18 protein-coding genes are annotated in these 18,038 nt (G+C 63.4%); 9 read left to right on the top strand and 9 right to left on the bottom strand.

Features of this window, described 5'->3' with window-relative positions:
- Both L979_RS01365 and L979_RS01370 read right to left on the bottom strand, forming a co-directional pair.
- A partial coding sequence (locus tag L979_RS01365; RefSeq protein ID WP_156125284.1) for a cysteine desulfurase family protein occupies nucleotides 1–792 on the bottom strand: 792 nt, incomplete at its 3' end.
- A gap of 97 nt (nucleotides 793–889) precedes the next feature.
- Nucleotides 890–1,255: a helix-turn-helix transcriptional regulator gene (locus tag L979_RS01370; RefSeq protein WP_231559347.1), complete on the bottom strand. Its 366-nt coding sequence runs from the start codon at nucleotides 1,253–1,255 to the stop codon at nucleotides 890–892.
- Between the two features lie 296 nt (nucleotides 1,256–1,551).
- Between L979_RS01370 and arsB the strand changes: the two genes are divergently transcribed.
- From arsB to L979_RS01395, 5 genes are all read left to right on the top strand, one after another.
- Complete coding sequence (gene arsB / locus L979_RS01375; RefSeq protein WP_231559348.1) at nucleotides 1,552–2,556, top strand: ACR3 family arsenite efflux transporter; 1,005 nt, start codon at nucleotides 1,552–1,554, stop codon at nucleotides 2,554–2,556.
- A gap of 9 nt (nucleotides 2,557–2,565) precedes the next feature.
- Entirely contained in the window at nucleotides 2,566–2,973 is a 408-nt protein-coding gene (locus L979_RS01380; protein ID WP_047688320.1) for a low molecular weight phosphatase family protein, read from the top strand.
- A gap of 115 nt (nucleotides 2,974–3,088) precedes the next feature.
- Nucleotides 3,089–3,964: a dihydropteroate synthase gene (gene folP, locus L979_RS01385; RefSeq protein WP_081993541.1), complete on the top strand. Its 876-nt coding sequence runs from the start codon at nucleotides 3,089–3,091 to the stop codon at nucleotides 3,962–3,964.
- Nucleotides 3,957–4,793, top strand: a complete 837-nt coding sequence (locus L979_RS01390) for a dihydrofolate reductase family protein (protein ID WP_052209313.1) — start codon at nucleotides 3,957–3,959, stop codon at nucleotides 4,791–4,793. Before folP ends, L979_RS01390 begins: the two co-directional genes overlap by 8 nt.
- Before the next feature lie 48 nt (nucleotides 4,794–4,841).
- Nucleotides 4,842–5,324: a tRNA (cytidine(34)-2'-O)-methyltransferase gene (locus L979_RS01395; protein WP_047688324.1), complete on the top strand. Its 483-nt coding sequence runs from the start codon at nucleotides 4,842–4,844 to the stop codon at nucleotides 5,322–5,324.
- A gap of 82 nt (nucleotides 5,325–5,406) precedes the next feature.
- Here the strand turns inward: L979_RS01395 and L979_RS01400 are convergent, their stop codons facing one another.
- From L979_RS01400 to L979_RS01430, 7 genes are all read right to left on the bottom strand, one after another.
- Nucleotides 5,407–6,873, bottom strand: coding sequence for a S1C family serine protease (locus L979_RS01400; protein WP_081993537.1), 1,467 nt, complete (start codon nucleotides 6,871–6,873; stop codon nucleotides 5,407–5,409).
- A gap of 136 nt (nucleotides 6,874–7,009) precedes the next feature.
- Complete coding sequence (locus L979_RS01405; protein WP_047688326.1) at nucleotides 7,010–8,035, bottom strand: DUF6177 family protein; 1,026 nt, start codon at nucleotides 8,033–8,035, stop codon at nucleotides 7,010–7,012.
- On the bottom strand, nucleotides 8,032–8,541 hold the full coding sequence (locus tag L979_RS01410; RefSeq protein WP_047688328.1) for a hypothetical protein: 510 nt from the start codon (nucleotides 8,539–8,541) through the stop codon (nucleotides 8,032–8,034). The genes L979_RS01405 and L979_RS01410 overlap by 4 nt, the downstream gene beginning before the upstream one ends.
- Nucleotides 8,538–12,611 (bottom strand): type VII secretion protein EccCa, encoded by a 4,074-nt coding sequence (eccCa, locus tag L979_RS01415; protein WP_081993539.1) that lies wholly within the window; start codon nucleotides 12,609–12,611, stop codon nucleotides 8,538–8,540. Before eccCa ends, L979_RS01410 begins: the two co-directional genes overlap by 4 nt.
- Nucleotides 12,608–13,894, bottom strand: coding sequence for a hypothetical protein (locus L979_RS01420; protein ID WP_047688330.1), 1,287 nt, complete (start codon nucleotides 13,892–13,894; stop codon nucleotides 12,608–12,610). Before L979_RS01420 ends, eccCa begins: the two co-directional genes overlap by 4 nt.
- Nucleotides 13,891–15,216: a type VII secretion integral membrane protein EccD gene (gene eccD, locus L979_RS01425; protein WP_047688332.1), complete on the bottom strand. Its 1,326-nt coding sequence runs from the start codon at nucleotides 15,214–15,216 to the stop codon at nucleotides 13,891–13,893. The genes L979_RS01420 and eccD overlap by 4 nt, the downstream gene beginning before the upstream one ends.
- Nucleotides 15,192–15,515, bottom strand: a complete 324-nt coding sequence (locus L979_RS01430; protein WP_052209314.1) for a hypothetical protein — start codon at nucleotides 15,513–15,515, stop codon at nucleotides 15,192–15,194. Before L979_RS01430 ends, eccD begins: the two co-directional genes overlap by 25 nt.
- A gap of 340 nt (nucleotides 15,516–15,855) precedes the next feature.
- Here L979_RS01430 and L979_RS01435 point away from each other — a divergent pair, with 340 nt between their 5' ends.
- The 4 genes from L979_RS01435 to L979_RS01450 all read left to right on the top strand — a co-directional run.
- On the top strand, nucleotides 15,856–16,188 hold the full coding sequence (locus L979_RS01435) for a hypothetical protein (RefSeq protein ID WP_047688334.1): 333 nt from the start codon (nucleotides 15,856–15,858) through the stop codon (nucleotides 16,186–16,188).
- A gap of 66 nt (nucleotides 16,189–16,254) precedes the next feature.
- On the top strand, nucleotides 16,255–16,563 hold the full coding sequence (locus L979_RS01440) for a pore-forming ESAT-6 family protein (RefSeq protein WP_047688336.1): 309 nt from the start codon (nucleotides 16,255–16,257) through the stop codon (nucleotides 16,561–16,563).
- Nucleotides 16,564–16,688: 125 nt separating this feature from the next.
- The gene (locus L979_RS01445; RefSeq protein WP_047688338.1) at nucleotides 16,689–17,051 is read left to right on the top strand and encodes a DUF6507 family protein; all 363 of its coding nucleotides are present in this window, start codon (nucleotides 16,689–16,691) and stop codon (nucleotides 17,049–17,051) included.
- Between the two features lie 50 nt (nucleotides 17,052–17,101).
- The coding region (locus L979_RS01450) for a hypothetical protein (RefSeq protein WP_047688340.1) at nucleotides 17,102–18,038 on the top strand (937 nt) is incomplete at its 3' end.

The raw sequence follows: 18,038 nt of genomic DNA on the forward strand, positions 1-18,038 counted from the left end.
CAGGGTTCCCGATCGCAGCGAGCGCTGTTGTCCGCCACCGTGATTGGTGGAGGCCAGTTTGACCGAGCGCCCCACCACCAGTGCCCCGGAGCCCACGGGAGCGCCGAGCTTGTGCCCGGAAATAGCCACGGTGGAAATCCCCGGCTGGGATGCATCCACGGGAATGGCGCCAAAGGCTTGGACGGCGTCCGTGTGGAACGGGACACCGAACTCGTGACAGATTGCGGCCAGGTCCTGGATGGGCTCAATGGTGCCGACCTCGTTGTTGGCCCACATCACGGCCACCAGTGCCACGGAATCAGGGTCGTGCTCCAGCAGGCGGCGCAGGTGATGCGGCTCCACGAATCCCTGGGCGTCCACGTCCAGGAACTCCACGGCGGCACCGTGTTCGGCAGCCAGCCACTGCGCGCTTTCCGTGACGGCGGGGTGCTCGATGGCAGAGACGATCACCCGGGTGCGGCGGGGGTCCTCCGCATGCCGCTGCCCGTAAAGGCCCTTGACCGCCAGGTTGTCAGCCTCCGTGCCACCGGAGGTGAACACCACTTCCACAGGATCCACGTTGAGCAGCTGAGCGATGGTGTCCCGGCTTTCCTCCAACACCCTGCGCGCTGCGCGGCCGGTGCCGTTGATGGCGGACGGATTACCGCCCCGCTGCAGTTGGCCCACCATGGCCTCCACTGCCTCCGGCAACGTGGGATGGGTTGCGGCGTGGTCCAGGTAAACCTGACCGGACCGACGCGCGCTGCTCCGCTGCCGGTGGCCATGGTTCTGGGAATCAGTGGGGGCGGGCATGGCCTCAAGTCTAAGAGCCAGGCCCTGGTGGGGTGATGGTGTTGTGTCCTGTGCCTCGACGGTTCACAAACCACAGGTGGCCATGTTGTTCAAACAGTCAGCTCAATGCCAGAACCAGATCCCGGATGCGTTCGCCCCGGGCTGTGACGCTGTAGTGCACCCACGTGCCCCTGCGTTCGCTGCTCACCAAGCCCGCGTTGCGCAATTTGCCCAGGTGGTGAGAGACGGTGGGTTGGGACAAACCCACATCATCCAAGTTGCACACGCACACCTCACCGTCGGCCTGCGCGATTTGCAGAAACAATCGCAGACGCGCAGTGTCAGCCAAAGCTTTGAATTCCGTAGTCAAGGCCTCTGCGTGCGATGCCGTGGGCGCAGAGATCGGCACTTCCACGGAGCAACAACCGGCCGTCAAGGACATGGAATCACCACCCTGCACCGCGCTGTTCCCTTCAGATCCCATGACGTCATCCTGGCGCATTCGGAATCGGCATGTCACACGATCCTGTGATATTGACAGCTATCGAATCAAGAGAGCATGCTCAAAGGGTCAGGGGAATTGACCTTCCCTGCGCCCATCAAACCGCAAATTGCCGCCGCCATCCCTCGCCGAGGACCGTCAACATGCCTGATACAGCAGCAGATCGTGCCGCCCACCCCACCACGAGTCCACGCTCGGGCCACCCCGGTGCTGCAGATCCCGCCAAACGGCAACTGTCCACGTTGGATCGATTCCTACCGGTGTGGATCGGCCTTGCCATGGTGGCCGGGCTGGCATTGGGCAGGCTGGTGCCCGGTTTGGACGGTTTCCTGGCCGGGTTGGAGGTCGGTGGCATCTCGGTGCCCATTGCCCTGGGACTGCTGGTGATGATGTACCCGGTTTTGGCCAAGGTCCGCTACGACAAATTGGGCTCTGTCACCGCAGACAAACACATGTTGACCGGTTCCTTGGTGTTGAACTGGTTGATCGGTCCAGCTCTCATGTTTGCGCTGGCCTGGATTTTTCTCCCGGACCTGCCCGAATACCGAACGGGGCTGATCATCGTTGGACTGGCTCGGTGCATTGCCATGGTCATCATCTGGAATGACTTGGCCTGTGGCGACAGTGAAGCAGCCGCCGTCCTCGTTGCCATCAACAGCATCTTCCAAGTCATCGCCTTCAGCGGTCTTGCCTGGTTCTACTTGGTGGGACTGCCCGGGTGGTTGGGCCTGGACCGGCAGGGATTGCACGTCTCCACGTGGCACATCGCACTGTCCGTTCTGATCTTCCTGGGGGTGCCGTTGACTGCCGGGTACCTGACCCGAACCCTTGGCGAGCGCCACGCCGGTCGGGACTGGTACGAATCCACTCTGCTGCCCGCGCTCGGGCCCTGGGCGCTGTACGGATTGCTGTTCACTGTGGTGTTGCTCTTTGCGCTGCAGGGCGAGCGCATCACCTCACAGCCGCTGGACGTGGCACGGATTGCCTTGCCATTGCTCGTCTACTTTGCCGTCATGTGGGGTTTGGGGTTCGGTGTGGGCTTCTTGTTGAAATTGAACTACGCCCGAACCACCACCTTGGCCTTCACCGCGGCGGGCAACAACTTTGAACTGGCCATCGCCGTGGCCATTGGCACGTTCGGTGTCACTTCTGGACAGGCCTTGGCAGGGGTGGTGGGACCCTTGATCGAGGTTCCAGCACTGGTGGCCCTGGTGTATGCAGCCCTGGCGCTTCGCAAGTATTTCACCCGGTCGGCCACTGGCCACCCGTCCGTCCACCCCTGAGGAGTCCGCATGACTACCCCGTCCATCCTGTTCGTCTGTGTGAAGAACGGTGGGAAGTCTCAGATGGCGGCTGCCCTGGCCCGCCAACTCGCGCAGGATCCCTCCCGCATTCACTCCGCCGGGACGCACCCGGGGTCATCCGTCAACGCCCTCTCCCGCCAAGTGGTTGAGGAGGTGGGAGCCACCATGGACGGCGAGCACACCAAGGGCATCGACCCTGATCTTCTGCGGACCGTGGATCATGTGATCGTCCTGGGATCGGAAGCCGTGGTGGACCCGGTGGCGGGTATGAAGGCAGAGATCATCACATGGCACACCGATGAACCCTCCGAACGAGGTGTTGAAGGTTTGGAGCGCATGCGCTTGATCCGCGAGGACATCCACGCCCGAGTACGCGAACTCCTGGACCGGCGCTGAGGCGCCTGCATCCACGGCGCGCCAAAACACCCCCGGGTAATGTGTGCCCGTGACGTCCCAGCGAGTACCCCCCAGCACCGTTTTTCACCCGGATTTCTTGCACCCTGTCCGGCAGATGGGGCGACGCACCGTCGACTTCCGGAGAGACCTGCTGGTGATGGCCGTGGTCAATCGGACCCCGGATTCCTTCTTCGATCAGGGCCGCACATTCGCCCTGGAGCACGCCGTTGCCGCCGGGTCACGCGCCATCCGCGACGGCGCCGACTGGGTGGACATTGGCGGCGTGCCCTTCTCCCCCGGCGCCCCGCTGCCTGCCTCTGAGGAAACCGAGCGAGTGCTGCCCGCGGTGCAAGCCCTGCATGAAGCACACCCGCAGACCATCATCTCCGTGGACACCTTTCACGCCTCCGTGGCCGATGCCTGCCTTGCAGCCGGTGCCACCGTGGTCAATGACACCACCGGCCTCTCCGATCCCCACATGCTGGAGGTGGTTCGCGAGCGCGACGCTCACCTGGTGATCACCCATTCCCTCACCACCACTCCGGCCAGCACAAGGACGGTGGTGCCGCGCCCGCACTACGACGACGTCATCACCCAAGTCATCGCGTTTCTGCGAGCCCGGGTGAAGGACGCCCTGGAGGCGGGGATTGCCGCGGATCACCTGCTGGTGGACCCCGGGCACGACCTCAACAAGAACACCCTGCACTCCCTGGAACTGACACGCCGTTTGACGGAGGTGACCGCTTTGGGGCACCCGACCCTGGCTGCGGTGTCCAACAAGGACTTCGTGGGCGAATCCTTGGGCCTTGCCCGCGACCAACGCGGCGAGGGTTCTCTGGCGGCAGCCGTTGCGTGTGCCCTTGCGGGGGCGCGGGTGTTCCGCATGCACGACGCCGCAGCCTCACGCCGCGCCCTGGACATGGCGGCCACCATCATGGGACTGCGTGAACCTGTTGAACTGCGGCACAACATGGGAGACCACAATGACTGAGGGCGTGGTTCCGGTCCAGATGGAAGCCGTCAGCCAGGTGCACAGATTGTGGCCGGACCCCGGGATGGTGGGGCTGGATGCGCTCAGGGAGCACTATCTGCAGACGTGGGCCACCGCTGACCAGGGAGCCACCGCCATGATGATTTCCTCCGTGGACGGCTCCTCCGAATTGGAGGGGCTCTCCGGTGGGCTCTCCTCCCCCGTGGACCAAAAGCTCATGGACGTGCTGCGCAGTGTGGCGGATGTGGTGGTGGTGGGTGCCGGCACCCTGCGCGCTGAAGGATACGGCGGGCTGCGGGTGACCCAGGAATCCCTCCGGTGGCGCCGCGCCCACGGCCTCACGGACCACCCGGTCCTGGCAGTGGTGTCAGGGTCCTTGAACGTCACGGCCGATGCACCGTTCCTGGCGGATGCGCCCGTACGGCCCCTGGTCATCACCACGGATGCAGGGCATTGGATGGATGACCTGCCTAAAAGGCGGATGGCTGCATTGGGTGAAGTGGCGGAGGTCGTCGTCGTGACTCCGCGGCGGCACGCATTGCAGGAGCCCGGCGCGCCCACCGGGGTGGACCCGGCGGAGGTCCACCGGGAGTTGGCCGACCGTGGGCACGCGCGGGTGTTGTGTGAGGGTGGCCCCCAGCTGTTGAGCGCATGGTTCCAGGCCGGTTGCGTGGCCCAGTTCCAGGTGAGCGTTGCCCCGGTGATTGCTGGTGGGGTGGGGCCGCGGATCCTCCAAGAACCCGGTGCAGGGGCCAGAGGAACCGAGCTGCTCCAGGTCCTGCAGGACAACTCCATGCTCATGCTGCATCACAAGGTGCTGCCCGCCTAGACGTTCCCCGTGAGTGGGCAGTCGTGGGCGCCGCCTAGAATCTCCTCCATGCTGCGCATCCTGTTTGTTGAACCCGAAATCCCCGGCAACACCGGCAACGCCATTCGCCTGGCCGCCGTGACCGGGGCGGAGCTGCACGTGGTGGAACCGATCGGCTTCAACTTCCAGGACGCCCACCTGCGCCGTGCGGGCCTGGACTATCACGATCTCGCCGTGCTCACCGTGCATCCGTCCTTGGAAACGGCATGGGAAGCTCTTGATCCCGGGCGAGTTTTTGCCTTCACCACCACGGCCACCACACCGCACACCCAGATTAAGTGGCGTGAGGACGATGTCCTGATGTTTGGCAAAGAATCTGCCGGTCTCTCCGAGGAGCACAAGGCTGATCCGCATGTCACAGGGGAAGTACGCATCCCCATGTTGGCGGCCAGGCGGTCCCTGAACCTGGCCAATGCGGCGTCGATCGCGGTGTACGAGGCATGGCGGCAGCTGGATTTTGCCGGCGCACAGCTGCCGGAGGTCAACGGTTGATGCCGTAAGGATTCAGTGGTCACAATGCTGGCCCATCAAAGGTGATGGGCCAGCATTGTGACCACTGAACCCACGCCCAGCGTCAGTTCTTGGCGTCGTTGGCGTTGCCCACGGTCACGTTCACCGTCTCCTGGTTACCGCCACGTGTGTAGACCAGCTCACCCTCACCGTCAGCCGGAAGCTCCCGGACGGCCGCGGTGAGTTCACTGGCGTCCTGCACCTTGTGGCCGTTGAAGCTCAACACGACGTCGCCCTTGCGCAAGCCGGCATCGCTGGCAGGTGACCCGCTTTCCACGGACTCCACCACGGCACCGGCGGAGAAGGACTGGCTCTGACCGTCATTTGCCGCTGAAGCCGTAACCGTGGCGCCCAGATAACCGTGGGTGGCCTCACCGGAGTCAATGATCTCCGCCGCCACGCGCTTGGCATGGTTGATGGGGATGGCAAATCCCACGCCGATGTTGCCTGCCCCGGACTGACTGGAACTGGATGATCCGGCGGAGGCAATGGCCACGTTCACACCCACCACCTGACCGTCCGTGTTGATCAGAGGTCCACCCGAGTTGCCCGGGTTGATGGCGGCATCCGTCTGCAGGACGTTCAAGAACACCGACTCGGTCTGGCCCTGGGAGGAACCCTGACCGTAGTCGAAGAAGAAGTCACTCCAGCCACCACTGCCGCTGTTCTCGTCCTGGGTGTCCCCTTCTGTGGGAGTGTCAGGCACGGCGGAGGAAGCCACCGTGATGGTCCGGTCCGTGGTGGAGACAATGCCGTCCGTGACCGTTCCGGACAGACCCAGCGGGGCGCCGATGGCAATGGTGGTGTCACCCACATTGAGCTTGGAAGAGTCCCCCAGTTCAGCCGGCACCAGGTTGTTCGCCTGGATCTTGATGACTGCAAGATCAGAGAGCGGATCCGTGCCCACCACGGTGGCAGAGGTGACGGTGCCGTCCGAGAGCTGAACCTCCAAGGTGGGATCGTTGGTCTGGCCATCCAGGGTCACCACGTGAGTGTTGGTCAGGATGTGCCCCTGGTCATCCAGGATGATCCCGGATCCGGAGCCGGACTGACTGCCGGAGACCGAAGAAATGGTCACCACCGACGGCGATGCCTTGGCCGCAGCAGCCGTGACGGCATTCACGGAGTCCTCATTGTTCACAATCAGTTGGGAGCTTGCCCCCTGCGTGGCATTGGTCAGCACATTGTCCGAACCAGTGGCCAGGTCCACCAGGCCGTAGGTACCAGCACCCACCAGGGCGGCCACCAGCATGCCGCCGATCAAGGTCTTGCGGCCCACTCCGGTTCCCGTGTGAGTTTCACCGTTGGACGGGGCTCCCGCGGAGCCTGCGGCATATTGCTGGTCCTGGCCATATTGCTGCTCGTGGCCGTACTGCTGATCCTGTTGAGAGGCAGCCGGTTGGGCGTAGGGATTCTCATTGACCATGGGAGGCTGCTGGTAACCCTGGGGATCGTGATAATCCGCGGAGCCCTGGTAGCCGTATGGCTGTTGGGGCTGCTGGGAACCGTAAGGTTCGTGACCGTTGCTCATGAACGGGTCTCCTCCATCAATACGTAGGTCCTGGGTGGAGCATTCGGGAACCCAGTATGCGGGCTCGCCTGTGTCCGGGCTGTGCGCCAGCCGCTTGATTGCTCTGCGCAAACACCCAACCCCGGACGGGGGCACGTCAGTCCGGGGAGTCCCGCCGCGTCTGAGAATGTGCCAGGAAGTCGGTGATTCGGTTGTACTCCAGCACAGGGTGCTCCCGCGCTGAAGACGGTTGGTTCTGGAACTGGATGGCCAAGGACGCCTTTCCTGGATTGCCAATCAGTTCCACACAGTCATCAGCCTCTGCCCCCGCAAGACCGCGTGCAAAGTTCAAGGCTTCCCCCTCTCCCCTGCTGGAAAGAGCCTCCGGGCCGAAAACGGCCACGCTGGGCACCGGGATCCCCGCGTAATGCGGCACCCGGTAGGCTGGGTCGAATCCCAGGACGTGTTGGCCCACGGCCCACCGAACACCGTGTTGGTGCATCAGATGCGCAAAACGAACCCGTTCCTCACCACCCCAGGGCTCGGCGGTTCGGAAGCCTGCCGTCACCCGTTCCACCACACCGCGTTTGGGGCGTTCTATCTGCGTCACTGCCACCAGGTGGTCCGAACCCACGGTGGATGCGGCGTGCATGACGTTGATCGGGGACGGATCATTGCGGTAACGCTCGGTGATGGCCTGCGGCGACCACGGCTGGGACACGGGTTCCTGCACACCCCATGCCTGGGGAGCTTCCCCTGTGAGAACCCGGGCGGCTGTTTCCGTCAGGGTCCCCACCACCGTGCTACGCCTGGCCGGATAGAGCGTCTCGGCCGAAATCACCACGCCACCGGCACTTGGGCGGATGCCCTCCTGGAACGCCACGGAGATCTCTTGGGCCTCCTTGTAGTCCTCCCCGTCCCACTGCAGCATGGCCCCGTTGAGGCCGTTGTAGGGCAACCCGTCCGCTCCGGAAACCACCCACAGTCCTCCGGTCAGCTCCAGCAAACGGGACAGCCCGAGTGTGAGCCGAGTGGTGGGCGGGGTGACCAGCACAAAACGCAGCCCGGATGTGGCGCACTGGTCCATGGCCCGGGCAATCCAGGTGTTGTGGTGAACGATCGCGGCATCATTGAGCATCACCCCGGCCGCTGACGTGGTGACGTCACAACCCAGAACGCTCATGCCTGCCATTCCTCTCGCAGAAGATCCTCTGACTCCCCCAGGTGCCTGAACTCGGGTCCGTGCTGCACACAGGTGCCCACCCCCAGATGGGCCATGAGTTTGGCGAATGTGGCTGCCGCTGACTCCGCCTCCGGCACGGGGCTGACCGCGTGCACGTCCTGCCAATACGCGGCAGGGCTCACCTGCTCTGTTGCTTCTCCGGCTGAGTCCGGGTCATGCGCGGCTCCGGAGTTCTCCCGTTCAGCAGCCTGCAGCGCCTCCCGGGCAGCCACGACGTCGAGCCCTCCGTGGGTTCCGAACAGCCTGAGGGCCTCATCCGGTGCCTGAACATAACTGGGTGTTTCGATCACCATGACGGGCATGTCCTGATCAGGGGCGTCCACGCGCCAGACCTGAGCCTGTTCGTCCACGGTCACCCAGAAATCGGGGTTGATCTCAGCGACCGCCCACGCCATGGCCACCGGGTCTGGCTCTTGCGTGGTGATGATCGTGAATGTCCGACTCATGTTCCACCTTCCTGTGTGCTCGAATCCGGCTCCGCTGCTGCGCCACCCATGTCCTCGGCCAGCGCTGATTGCACCGTTTCCGGCGAACGTCCCCCACGCACGTAGAGACCGCGTCCGGGTGGGAAATGCCGTGCTCTGACACCGTTGATCAACGCGCCTTCGGAGCGGTCCCCGTCCATCATGAACGTTGCCGCACCTGCTTCACGGATGGCGCCCGTCAACGGTTCGTACATACCGCGCGCTGCACCGGCCACACGCCGTGTGAGGACAATGTGGAAGCCGATCTCCGAGCCCATGGTCACATACGGGACCAGGGGCGCCAGGGGCGCTGTGTTGCCGGCCGTCAGGACATCGTAGTCATCGACCAGCAAAACGATTCGAGGTTTGGGCACCTCTGTGGAACCAACGTGGGTGGGGTCATTGGGCACACGATCTTTCAGCGCGGTGGCAATGCTCTGGGCAAGACCCGCAGCCATCTGTGAACTGGTGGCGTGGCCACCCATCATGTCCGGTGGGACCAGGCCTGCCAGTTCCTGTCGGGGATCAACCAAGGCGATGGCAACATCGTCCTCCGTCTGTCCCTCGCACAGTTGCTGGGCGATCATCCGGATAATGTTGGTCTTACCAGATCCGGTGTCACCCAGGACCAGCAAGTGGCGGTCGCGCCCGTAGAGTTCCAGGGTCCTGGTGGCCAGGTTTCGCTCCACCTGACCAAAGGCAACCATCCCGGGGCGACGGCCACGTTCGAGTTCACCGATCGGCAGTTCCGCAGGCAACACCCGGATCCTGGGCGCTGATTCACCCTGGTGTTGTTCCTCCAGTTGTTGGCCGATGGCCCAGAGTTGATCGCCCAAGTATTCGGTGGTGGCCTGCCCGTCCATGCGCGGCAAGGCAAAGTGGCCCAGGAGTTTCTCGTTCATCAAGGCCCGGCCGGGACGGTCCCTGGGTACGGTCTCAGCAAGTTTCTTGCCAAAGGCTGATTCTGCGGCTTCACCCAACCGGAACTCCAGACGATGGCCGAAAAAGGACTGCTGAGCAATACGGATGTCATTCCAGCGGGTTCCGGTGGCAATCACATGCACCCCGTAACTGCCGCCGCGAGCCACGATTTCCTGAACCATGGATTCGATCTCACCGAATTCATCATTGATCTGACCGTAGCCGTCCAGCAGCAGAACGACGTCGCAGACATTCAATTCGGGCATTTTGCCCTCGGCAAACCATTGACGCATGGTGCTGAGTGAATCCACGGCGTATTTCTCGAAGATCGATTCCCGGTCCCGCACCATGTCCAGGACTTCCTCAACGGTGCGGCGGATGATCTCCCGTGAGGCCCGCACACCCACACCACCCACGTGTGGCAGCGCCTCCAGTGGCCTCAGACCACTGCCCAGCAGATCGATCCCGTAGATGGCGACGTCCCGGGGACTGTGGGTCAGTGCCAGGGAGGTGGCAATGGTTCGCAGTGCGGTGGACTTGCCGGTCTGTGGGGCACCAATCAAGGCCACGTTGCCGCCTGCGCGCTTGAGGTCCAGGTACCAGGTCCCCTGCCATTGTTTGGAGGGATCATCCAGCAGACCCAGTGGAACTAGCAGGTCTCCACCGCGGGCCACGGAGGGGCCCTGATTGGTGTGGGTGATCTCCCCGATCACAGTGTCCAAGGCCAGCAGGTCAGGCAGGGGTGGCAGCCAAATCTCGGAGGTCACGCGGGGGAACTCACGCATGATCTCAACCATGGAGTCCATCACGGTGGGGGCGGTGCTGCGGCGTTGAGCCAATTCAGCGGCCTTGTTCTGGGTCTTGTCCTGCTCACTGCTGTCCTGTGCTTGGTCGTGGGACAGGGTCAAGCTCCCGTACAGAGGGGTCGGCACCGGTTGGGGCAGGGCAGGTTCCAGATCGTTCTCCGCGGCGTCGTCGTCGCTGGGCCGTGGGCCGGAGACGTAGCCTGCGCGGAACTTCTGGTAGACCGTGGTGTCCACTTTCAGATAGCCGTATCCGGGTACCGACGGCAGATGATAGGCATCCGGTGTTTCCAGCACGGTTCGGGATTCCGCCTCGGACAAGGTGCGCAGACCCAAGCGGTAGGACAAGTAGGTGTCCAGCCCGCGTAGTTTGCCGCCCTCGATGCGCTGGCTGGAGAGCAGAAGATGCACGCCGATCGAGCGTCCGATTCGGCCGATGGACAGGAAAAGGTCAATGAAGTCCGGCTGCGCGGTCAACAATTCGCCGAACTCGTCAATGATCACCAGCAGGTGCGGCAGAGGCTCCATCTGGATTCCCTGTTCCGACCGCTCTTCCCGGATCACCTGGTAGTCCGTGATGTTGGCGATGTTGCCGGCGCGTTTGAGGACCTCTTGGCGGCGCTGGATTTCGCCGGCCAAACTGGCGTGGACGCGATCCACCAGGGACTCGTCCTCAGAGAGGTTGGTGATGATGCCGGACACGTGCGGGGCACCTTCAAAAGGCGCAAAGGTGGCACCGCCCTTGTAGTCCACCAGAATCATGTTGAGCTGCTCCGGCGGGTGGGTGACCATCAAGGCCAGGACCATGGTGCGCAGCAGTTCAGATTTACCGGAGCCGGTGGCCCCCACGCACAGCCCGTGAGGTCCCATGCCGAATTGTGCGGATTCCTTCAAGTCCAGCAGTACGGGCTGGCCCTTGTCATCCGTACCCAGCGGGATCCGCAGAAAATCAACGTGGGACCGTGGTTTCCATGCTGATTCGATGTCTGCCCGGCCAAAGGTGTTCAGGCCGATGATCTGGGTGAACTTCTGGGAATCCACGGCCTCGTTGTGTTCCAAGGAGTCCGGGGAGAGCCGCAGGGGCGCCAGTGCGCGGACCAAGGCTTCCACCGTGGCCACAGGAGCCGCATCCAACGTGGACCTGCTGCGCTGTGGGTCCAACTGGTCCTGGGCGTAGTCCTCGATCAGCAGCGTGTTCTGTTCCCCCTCGTCGGAAGGCTGGGACAGGCGCAGGGAGACTACGTCCGGTTCCTCAACAGTGTTGGCCAGCAGACGTATGACTGTAATGTCCAAGGCGGCCAGGGAACTGGACTGATCCGGGATCAAGAAATCTTGGGCAGCACCTTGGCGGGTGGCATCCACCACCAACAGTCGCGGCAGCTCCGGGCCGCGCTGACGCGGTCCGGAGCTGCGCCGTGCTTCCGCAACGGCCAGGGCACGACGCCGGAACTCGGCCTGCAACAAATTGTTGAGTTCAGCCACCGATCCCGCGATTCGACGCATGGGGCCGTGGCTTTGCGGAGTTTCCTGGTCTGCCAGATGAGGTAGGTGGTTGATCCAGGACCAACTGTCCCGGCGCCCTGGCGGAATTGCCACGGCCACGAACAAGTCCTCGGGTGCGTGGAACGTGGCTGCCTGGATGAGCACGGCACGTGCCACGGCCTCACCGAACTCCTGTGAGCCCACCACGCTGACTTCACCACGCGCGTTGAGGTCGACCGTCACGGGCATGTCCGGTGATTGTTGGTAGCGGCGTTGAACCAGGTTCACCTCGTTCTGCAGGAATCGGTCCGGGCGCTGCGTTCCGCTTTCATCGGACTGCACCGTGACCGAACGGGTGGCGACATCCCCCACCCCCACCCGGACGCGCATGAAGTCCTCATGGGATCTGCGCCTTTCCCACAGTCTGCTGGGGTTGACAATGATGTTCAGCAGGGCCTGCGGTGAGGGATTGCCGGCCAGTGCGCGTACGCGAATTTCCTCCTCGGTGGTCAGCAATTGCGCGCGCTTTTCTTCCAGGTATTCCAGGTAGGTGTCCCTGGAGAGAGTGCGTTGGCGGCGCGCCTTGCCCCTCTGGGAAAAGATCATGAACACGGAGGCAATCACGGTGAGGACCATCATCATGGCCCCCACCGCGGCCAGAGAGGACCCACGGAAGATCATCATCACGGTCATGGAGGTTGCAGCACCCAGCAGCGGAACCAGGGCGATGAAGTTCGCCTTGTTGCCACCGTCCACGATGTCAGGTGCGCCTTCCAGGACCACGGGCTCTCCCAGGCGGGCCGGGGTTGTGGTCCGGGCTGGGCGGTGGATGATTCTGGTGCTCATCGGGCAGCCCCGTAGCCGCGGGCCAACGTCAGTGCAGTGGCAGCCAGGCGCACCCACTCCAACCGGTGACGCTCGTCCAGGTGATCAAGGTGGATCTCTCGGCCTGTGGAGAGGTGACGGTCGTAGGACATGCTGTGGTGGATGCGGCCACGCTGATCCAGGCTGCGCCTGAGCTCCCGGCGGCTCCACGGATTGTCACTCGTGTGATCGTTGAGCACCGTTGCCAGGGGCAGGTGCTTCCGGTCGGGGTCTGCTGCCAGTAGGTCGTGCAGGGCCATGGCGTTGCGCAGACCGTTGCCGGTGGTGGACCCGATCACCAGGACGGCGTGTGCCATCTCCAGCGCGCTCTGGGTACGGGGGTCCTCAAGGACCGGTGGGCATTCCACCACGGTGACCCCGCACTGCCGGGAGACTTGGGTGAGCAGTTCCTCCACTTCCAACTCATTCAGCGGCTCCTCGTGGGAGTCCGTGTGCGCCACCCACACTCCTGCTTTGGGTTGGGCGAAGACTTGAGCCATGTCTTCAGGCGTGGAGGGGTGGTTGAGCACAATGGCGCCGATCGCCTCCTGCGCTGAGACTGCGGTGTCCACGGCCAGGCGGTCCCCCAGGGGCGACGGCGCGGAGGCCAGGTCCAGGGTACAGACACGGTCTGTACGCAACGCCCCGTAGATCTCAGCCAGGGTGGCAGCAGCGGTGGTGCGTCCTGCGCCTCCCTCCGTGCTCAGCAGCACAATTCGGCGTCCCGTGGTCACGGGCTGTTGGACTCCACGCGTGGCACGTTCCAGGTCCCCGGGGTAGCCGTCGGGACGAATGGCACGGGACAAGGTCCCCACCCAGCGGTGTGCTGTGCGGCGCCCTCTGCGGGGGGTGGGCGATTTCATGCGTGTCCTCAGGGCTGCCAGCTCATCCTCCCGGACCGTTGGCGTTGCTGCCTGCCGCTTCTCCACTTGGCGTCGTTCGCGCCGATTCTTGGGCACGGCGGGGACGACGGCGGGTTCGGGCACCTCCGCGGCACCTGTCAACTCCCCCTTGTTCGGCTCTTCAGGTGTTTCTGCTGGAGCACCCTGGTCCGTGTCCGGAGGAGACGGTGCGTCGTCGTCCGCTGGTGCAGAGGGAACCGTCTGATTCTGGGCGGAGTCCGGGGTGTCAGCGGACGGTGCGGGTGGATTGAGCAGCCCCTGGACCACCGCAGCGCGCCAGTCCTGTGACTGAGGTGTGGCGTGAGGCTCCTGCTGGGCCTCGTGCAGCTCATGCGGCTGCTGATCTGATGGTTCTCGGTTCATGATTGGAAAGTGGTCAGTAGAACGGAGTAGACGCCGAACAACCCCACCACCAGGGGGAACATTGCCAACGTCGCCATGGTCTCGATCCGGTCGGCCACGATGCGCAGTCGAGCCCAGAAGTAATCGGGGGTGGTGAGCACCAACGGTGTTGCCGCCAGCATCGCTGCCGCCAGCAGCACCAGGCCCAGCCACCAGTAGAACTGCGGAAAATGACCCACCAGATCCAATGCAGTCACCACCATCCCTGCACCGGATGCCGCCAACAAGGCCGCACGCTGGGAGGTGAGGGGAAAGGCCCGCGCTCGCAATGCCAGAGCCACCAGCCACACCACGATCAGCGGAAGCCCCCAGGGATCCAGTGGTTGGTTCCAGAGCACCAGGACGGCTGCCGCAGCAACACTGGTGGCGCACCACAACGTGGCGCTGGCCATCCCCCGGTGGGCTTGCTCGATCCTCTGTTGAACGTCGCTGGTGGCGATCACCCTGCCCGCCGCGCGGGCATCGTCCAGGCTGTTGAGACCAGCCCATCCCAACGCCAGACGTGGCAAATACCCCAAGAGTGCAATCGTCAAGGTGCCAGTGACCGCTGCGGCCTGCACCACACCCGGCGTGACCAGCAACGTCAGAGCCCAACATCCCGCCAGAACCATGGCCACCACCACACTGGTCACGGCCGCCTTGAGGTCCCGGCGGGAGACGTGCTGACTCACCACCGCTCCCACCATGACGCCGGTGACCAGGCCGATCTCCGGAACGTTCAGACGACCATCAGCAGCCACGGTCAGAGCGGCCAAGGCCACAGCCAGTGCGGATCCGGCAGTTGTGAGTTCAAAATCGCGCTGCCGAACGATCGCGGCCACAAGAATCAGGACCGAGCAGGTTGCCACTGTCAACCAGAATGAGAAGTCACCCGAGAGCTGTTGGGTCAACAGCCAGAAGGCTGCCGTGGTCAGGGCCACCAGCGCGGTGCCACCCACCCAGAGCCTCCCCTCCCGGCCCCAGCGTCCCGGATCCCGGGTGCGCATCAAGGCAGCGTGATCCGCGATGTCGTACACCACCGGTGAGGGAACCGAGTCCTCGCGAGCCGTCAAGAGCAGGACGGTGCCATCCACCACCCCAGACTCTGACAGCGTGCGTTGCTCGTCCAACGCAGCCTCGCCCAGGGGGCTGAGGCCCATGCGCCTCAGCCCCCGATCAGCCCCACTGTCCAGAAGCGCCAGGACAGAGGGCATCAAGGCACCCACGGGGGTGCTGGATGGCAGGAGGAGCTCCACGTTGCGGCGCTCACTGGCCAAGGTCACACGTGTGAAGCGTTCGGCCATGGACCCTCAATCACCTCCGGAATCGGCTGGTTGGCAGCGGGCACGGTTTGGTCCACCGTGGGCTGTGGTTGTTGCATCTGCTCACGGCGCTCGCGCTCGCGGTCAAAGAGGGTTGTGACAAACGATGTCGCCACACATCCCGTGGCGATCAATGCTGCAATGATCAAACCGATCAGAAAGTTTCGCACCAGGTCCGTGAAGTTCCTGCGAGAACGGTTGGGGCCGTAGAGAACAGCAGCAACCAGACGGTTGCGGCGCACTCCAATGGATTCCAGAAGTTGCTGATCATAATCGTGCACGGAAATACCCCACAGTAGCCTCTCCCGCCAGGGCATGAATGTGTAGATGCGCTTGCATCATATTTCATGGTGTTACACACCCGGCCCGGGGTGCGCATCGCAGCAAACATACCCGAGTTTTCACACAAACGCGCCTTGACTACCTAATATTCAGTAATTTAGGGCCTGGGGGTTGAGGATGGCCAAACACGACGAAAGTGGTTATCGTGTGGCCCCATGAGCGTTCTGGGAGCTGCTGGGCTGACAATCATCTCCAGAACACGCACCATCGCCTCCGCCCGGTGCTCGCTCGTCGGCCCGCGCCAGGATCACGGCGGACAACGTTCCAAGGAGCACACTCGTGAAGTTTGATATGGGCAACACCACCCTGGGCACGCTGGCCCAGCAGACCGGTGGATCTCAGGATGAATTGACGTCCCTGATCCGTCAGCTGGTGGACGCCGTAACGCCCCTGGAGGGCAAATTCAACGGTGCCGGCCGCGCAGCTTTCGACACCTTCAAGGGTCGTGTGGATGAGATCAGCAATGACCTCAACTCAGCATTGGCCGCCGTGAACCTGGGTCAGGGCGAGATGGACCTGGCCACTCAGACCGGCGACCAGGAGACCTCCGACAACGCCACGCGCGCGGAAGGCAGCGCCAACTTTGACTCGGCGCGGTTTGCCGCTCGCTGAGCCCATCCACACCCAGAACACACCCCATCAGGGGCCGTTGCCCCGCTGAGAACCAAGGAGCCACTCATGGCCACCAATGACCGTATTTCCTTTGACACCGACGTCTCCTCCCAGGTCCAGTCCGACATCGGCGGCATCGTGGGCCGTCTGGAGGGTCTGTTGGGCGAGCGTGACCGTCAGGTGTCTTCCGCGCTGGCCGACTTCCAGATGGACGGCGCCTCCGATGAGTACCAGCACGTGGAACTGCGTTGGAAGAACGCCTCGGACGAGGTCCGCAACATCATCAACCTGGTCAAGACCACCCTGGGTGAGAACGACCAAACCGCCACCACCACCCAGGGCAAGACCCGTACGGCCATCGCCAACATCGGCTGACCCTTTCGACGGCCCCACGGCCGCCCCCAACGGCGTCGTCGGTCCGGGTCATCCTCGGCCCAAACCGACGACGCCGCACCTGCCGACCCTCCGGCTTCATCGCCCAGATCCAGGAGATCCCAGTCATGCAGTACGACATCAACTTGGCCAACGCCGGAACGGTCCTCCGGGATGTCGAGATACTCAGCACGGACTACCAAGGTCTGGCTGATGACATGAACGACGGTCTGGAGCGCGTCATGGGCGCCTGCCAGGCCGACGTCGTGGCAAAGGCTCTGGCGGGGTACGCCCAAGAGGAGTTCGGCCCCGCATTGGAGGCCATCGTGAATCTCACCGGCACCGCGCTGAACAAAACCAACGAGGCCCTGACGTACTACTCGGAGGGGAATCTGAACATGATGGATGAAAGCATCAAGGCCCTGGACACCACCGAGGCCGCCCCCACTGATTTCCGCAACGGCGGACCCACGGGTCAACAAGCCGTCTGAATCCAGACCATCACACCGCCGTTCAACCACGTTCCAAGGGATCCCGTCACATGAGCAGTTCAGGTATTGATCTCAGCCAGCTTCCCGCGCTGGCGGATGCCGACACCGTTGAGGATGGTGCCAAGACCATCCGCGATGCCGGGCAAAACGTTGAGGACAAAGCCGGTGACATTGAAAGCTCCTGGCGCGGCCTGGAGTACTCCTACTCCGCACCGGAGACTGACACCTTGTTGGCCGCCCTGCTGCCCACCAAGCGTGACGGTGAAACGGTCAAGGACAATGCCAAAACCGTCTACGACGCCCTGAAGACCTACGCGGACACCGAACGCGATCTCAAGGACAAGCTGCGAACCATCAAGAGCGATGTGGGCGCGTTCGAATCCTCCATCGCAGGTAACGACGAGTGGGAAAAGGACGAGAACAAGATCAATGAGCGCAATGGCCTCATTGATCGAATCAACGGCTTGAAAACTGCCCATGATGAGGCGGCCAACACCTGCGCCACCAAGATCAGCGGCATCTTTGGTGGTGTGCAGTACCGCACCATGCCCGATGACGGCGCCCCCGCCCCGCCCGGGGTGGAATACAACGGCATGTCCAAGGACATGCTCAACTCCGCCACCGCTGCCGGTGAAACACCGTGGGCCACAAACGTGGAATGGGACAAACCCTGGTACAGGGATGTTTGGGACGGCATCAAGGACTTTGGCTCCGGGATGTGGGAGTCCGTCAAAGGCGCGGTCACCGGCACCCTGGCGCTGGTGAATCCCTTTGACTGGGACACTTTCTCCTCCACCTGGAAGGGAATCGGTACCCTGGCACTGGATGTGGCCACCGTTGCCACGCCCATTGGGCTGCTGCGCGGTGCTGATGCCCGCTCAGAATCCGGCGACCGCCTCAAGGAAGTCGGTAAAGCCATGATCACTCTGGAGGAGTGGAAGAACAACCCCGCCAAAGCCGCCGGCATGCTCACCGGTGACATCCTCC

It is taken from the genome of Kocuria sp. ZOR0020 (assembly GCF_000800955.1).
GTDB lineage: Bacteria > Actinomycetota > Actinomycetes > Actinomycetales > Micrococcaceae > Kocuria > Kocuria subflava.

Excerpts from the sequence above, each read along its gene's own strand:
- L979_RS01370 (WP_231559347.1), bottom strand. The coding sequence starts at position 1,255 with ATGGGATCTGAAGGGAACAGCGCGGTGCAGGGTGGTGATTCCATGTCC.
- arsB (WP_231559348.1), top strand. The coding sequence starts at position 1,552 with ATGGTGGCCGGGCTGGCATTGGGCAGGCTGGTGCCCGGTTTGGACGGT.
- L979_RS01380 (WP_047688320.1), top strand. The coding sequence starts at position 2,566 with ATGACTACCCCGTCCATCCTGTTCGTCTGTGTGAAGAACGGTGGGAAG.
- folP (WP_081993541.1), top strand. The coding sequence starts at position 3,089 with ATGGGGCGACGCACCGTCGACTTCCGGAGAGACCTGCTGGTGATGGCC.
- L979_RS01390 (WP_052209313.1), top strand. The coding sequence starts at position 3,957 with ATGACTGAGGGCGTGGTTCCGGTCCAGATGGAAGCCGTCAGCCAGGTG.
- L979_RS01395 (WP_047688324.1), top strand. The coding sequence starts at position 4,842 with ATGCTGCGCATCCTGTTTGTTGAACCCGAAATCCCCGGCAACACCGGC.
- L979_RS01400 (WP_081993537.1), bottom strand. The coding sequence starts at position 6,873 with ATGAGCAACGGTCACGAACCTTACGGTTCCCAGCAGCCCCAACAGCCA.
- L979_RS01405 (WP_047688326.1), bottom strand. The coding sequence starts at position 8,035 with ATGAGCGTTCTGGGTTGTGACGTCACCACGTCAGCGGCCGGGGTGATG.
- L979_RS01410 (WP_047688328.1), bottom strand. The coding sequence starts at position 8,541 with ATGAGTCGGACATTCACGATCATCACCACGCAAGAGCCAGACCCGGTG.
- eccCa (WP_081993539.1), bottom strand. The coding sequence starts at position 12,611 with ATGAGCACCAGAATCATCCACCGCCCAGCCCGGACCACAACCCCGGCC.
- L979_RS01420 (WP_047688330.1), bottom strand. The coding sequence starts at position 13,894 with ATGAACCGAGAACCATCAGATCAGCAGCCGCATGAGCTGCACGAGGCC.
- eccD (WP_047688332.1), bottom strand. The coding sequence starts at position 15,216 with ATGGCCGAACGCTTCACACGTGTGACCTTGGCCAGTGAGCGCCGCAAC.
- L979_RS01440 (WP_047688336.1), top strand. The coding sequence starts at position 16,255 with ATGGCCACCAATGACCGTATTTCCTTTGACACCGACGTCTCCTCCCAG.
- L979_RS01445 (WP_047688338.1), top strand. The coding sequence starts at position 16,689 with ATGCAGTACGACATCAACTTGGCCAACGCCGGAACGGTCCTCCGGGAT.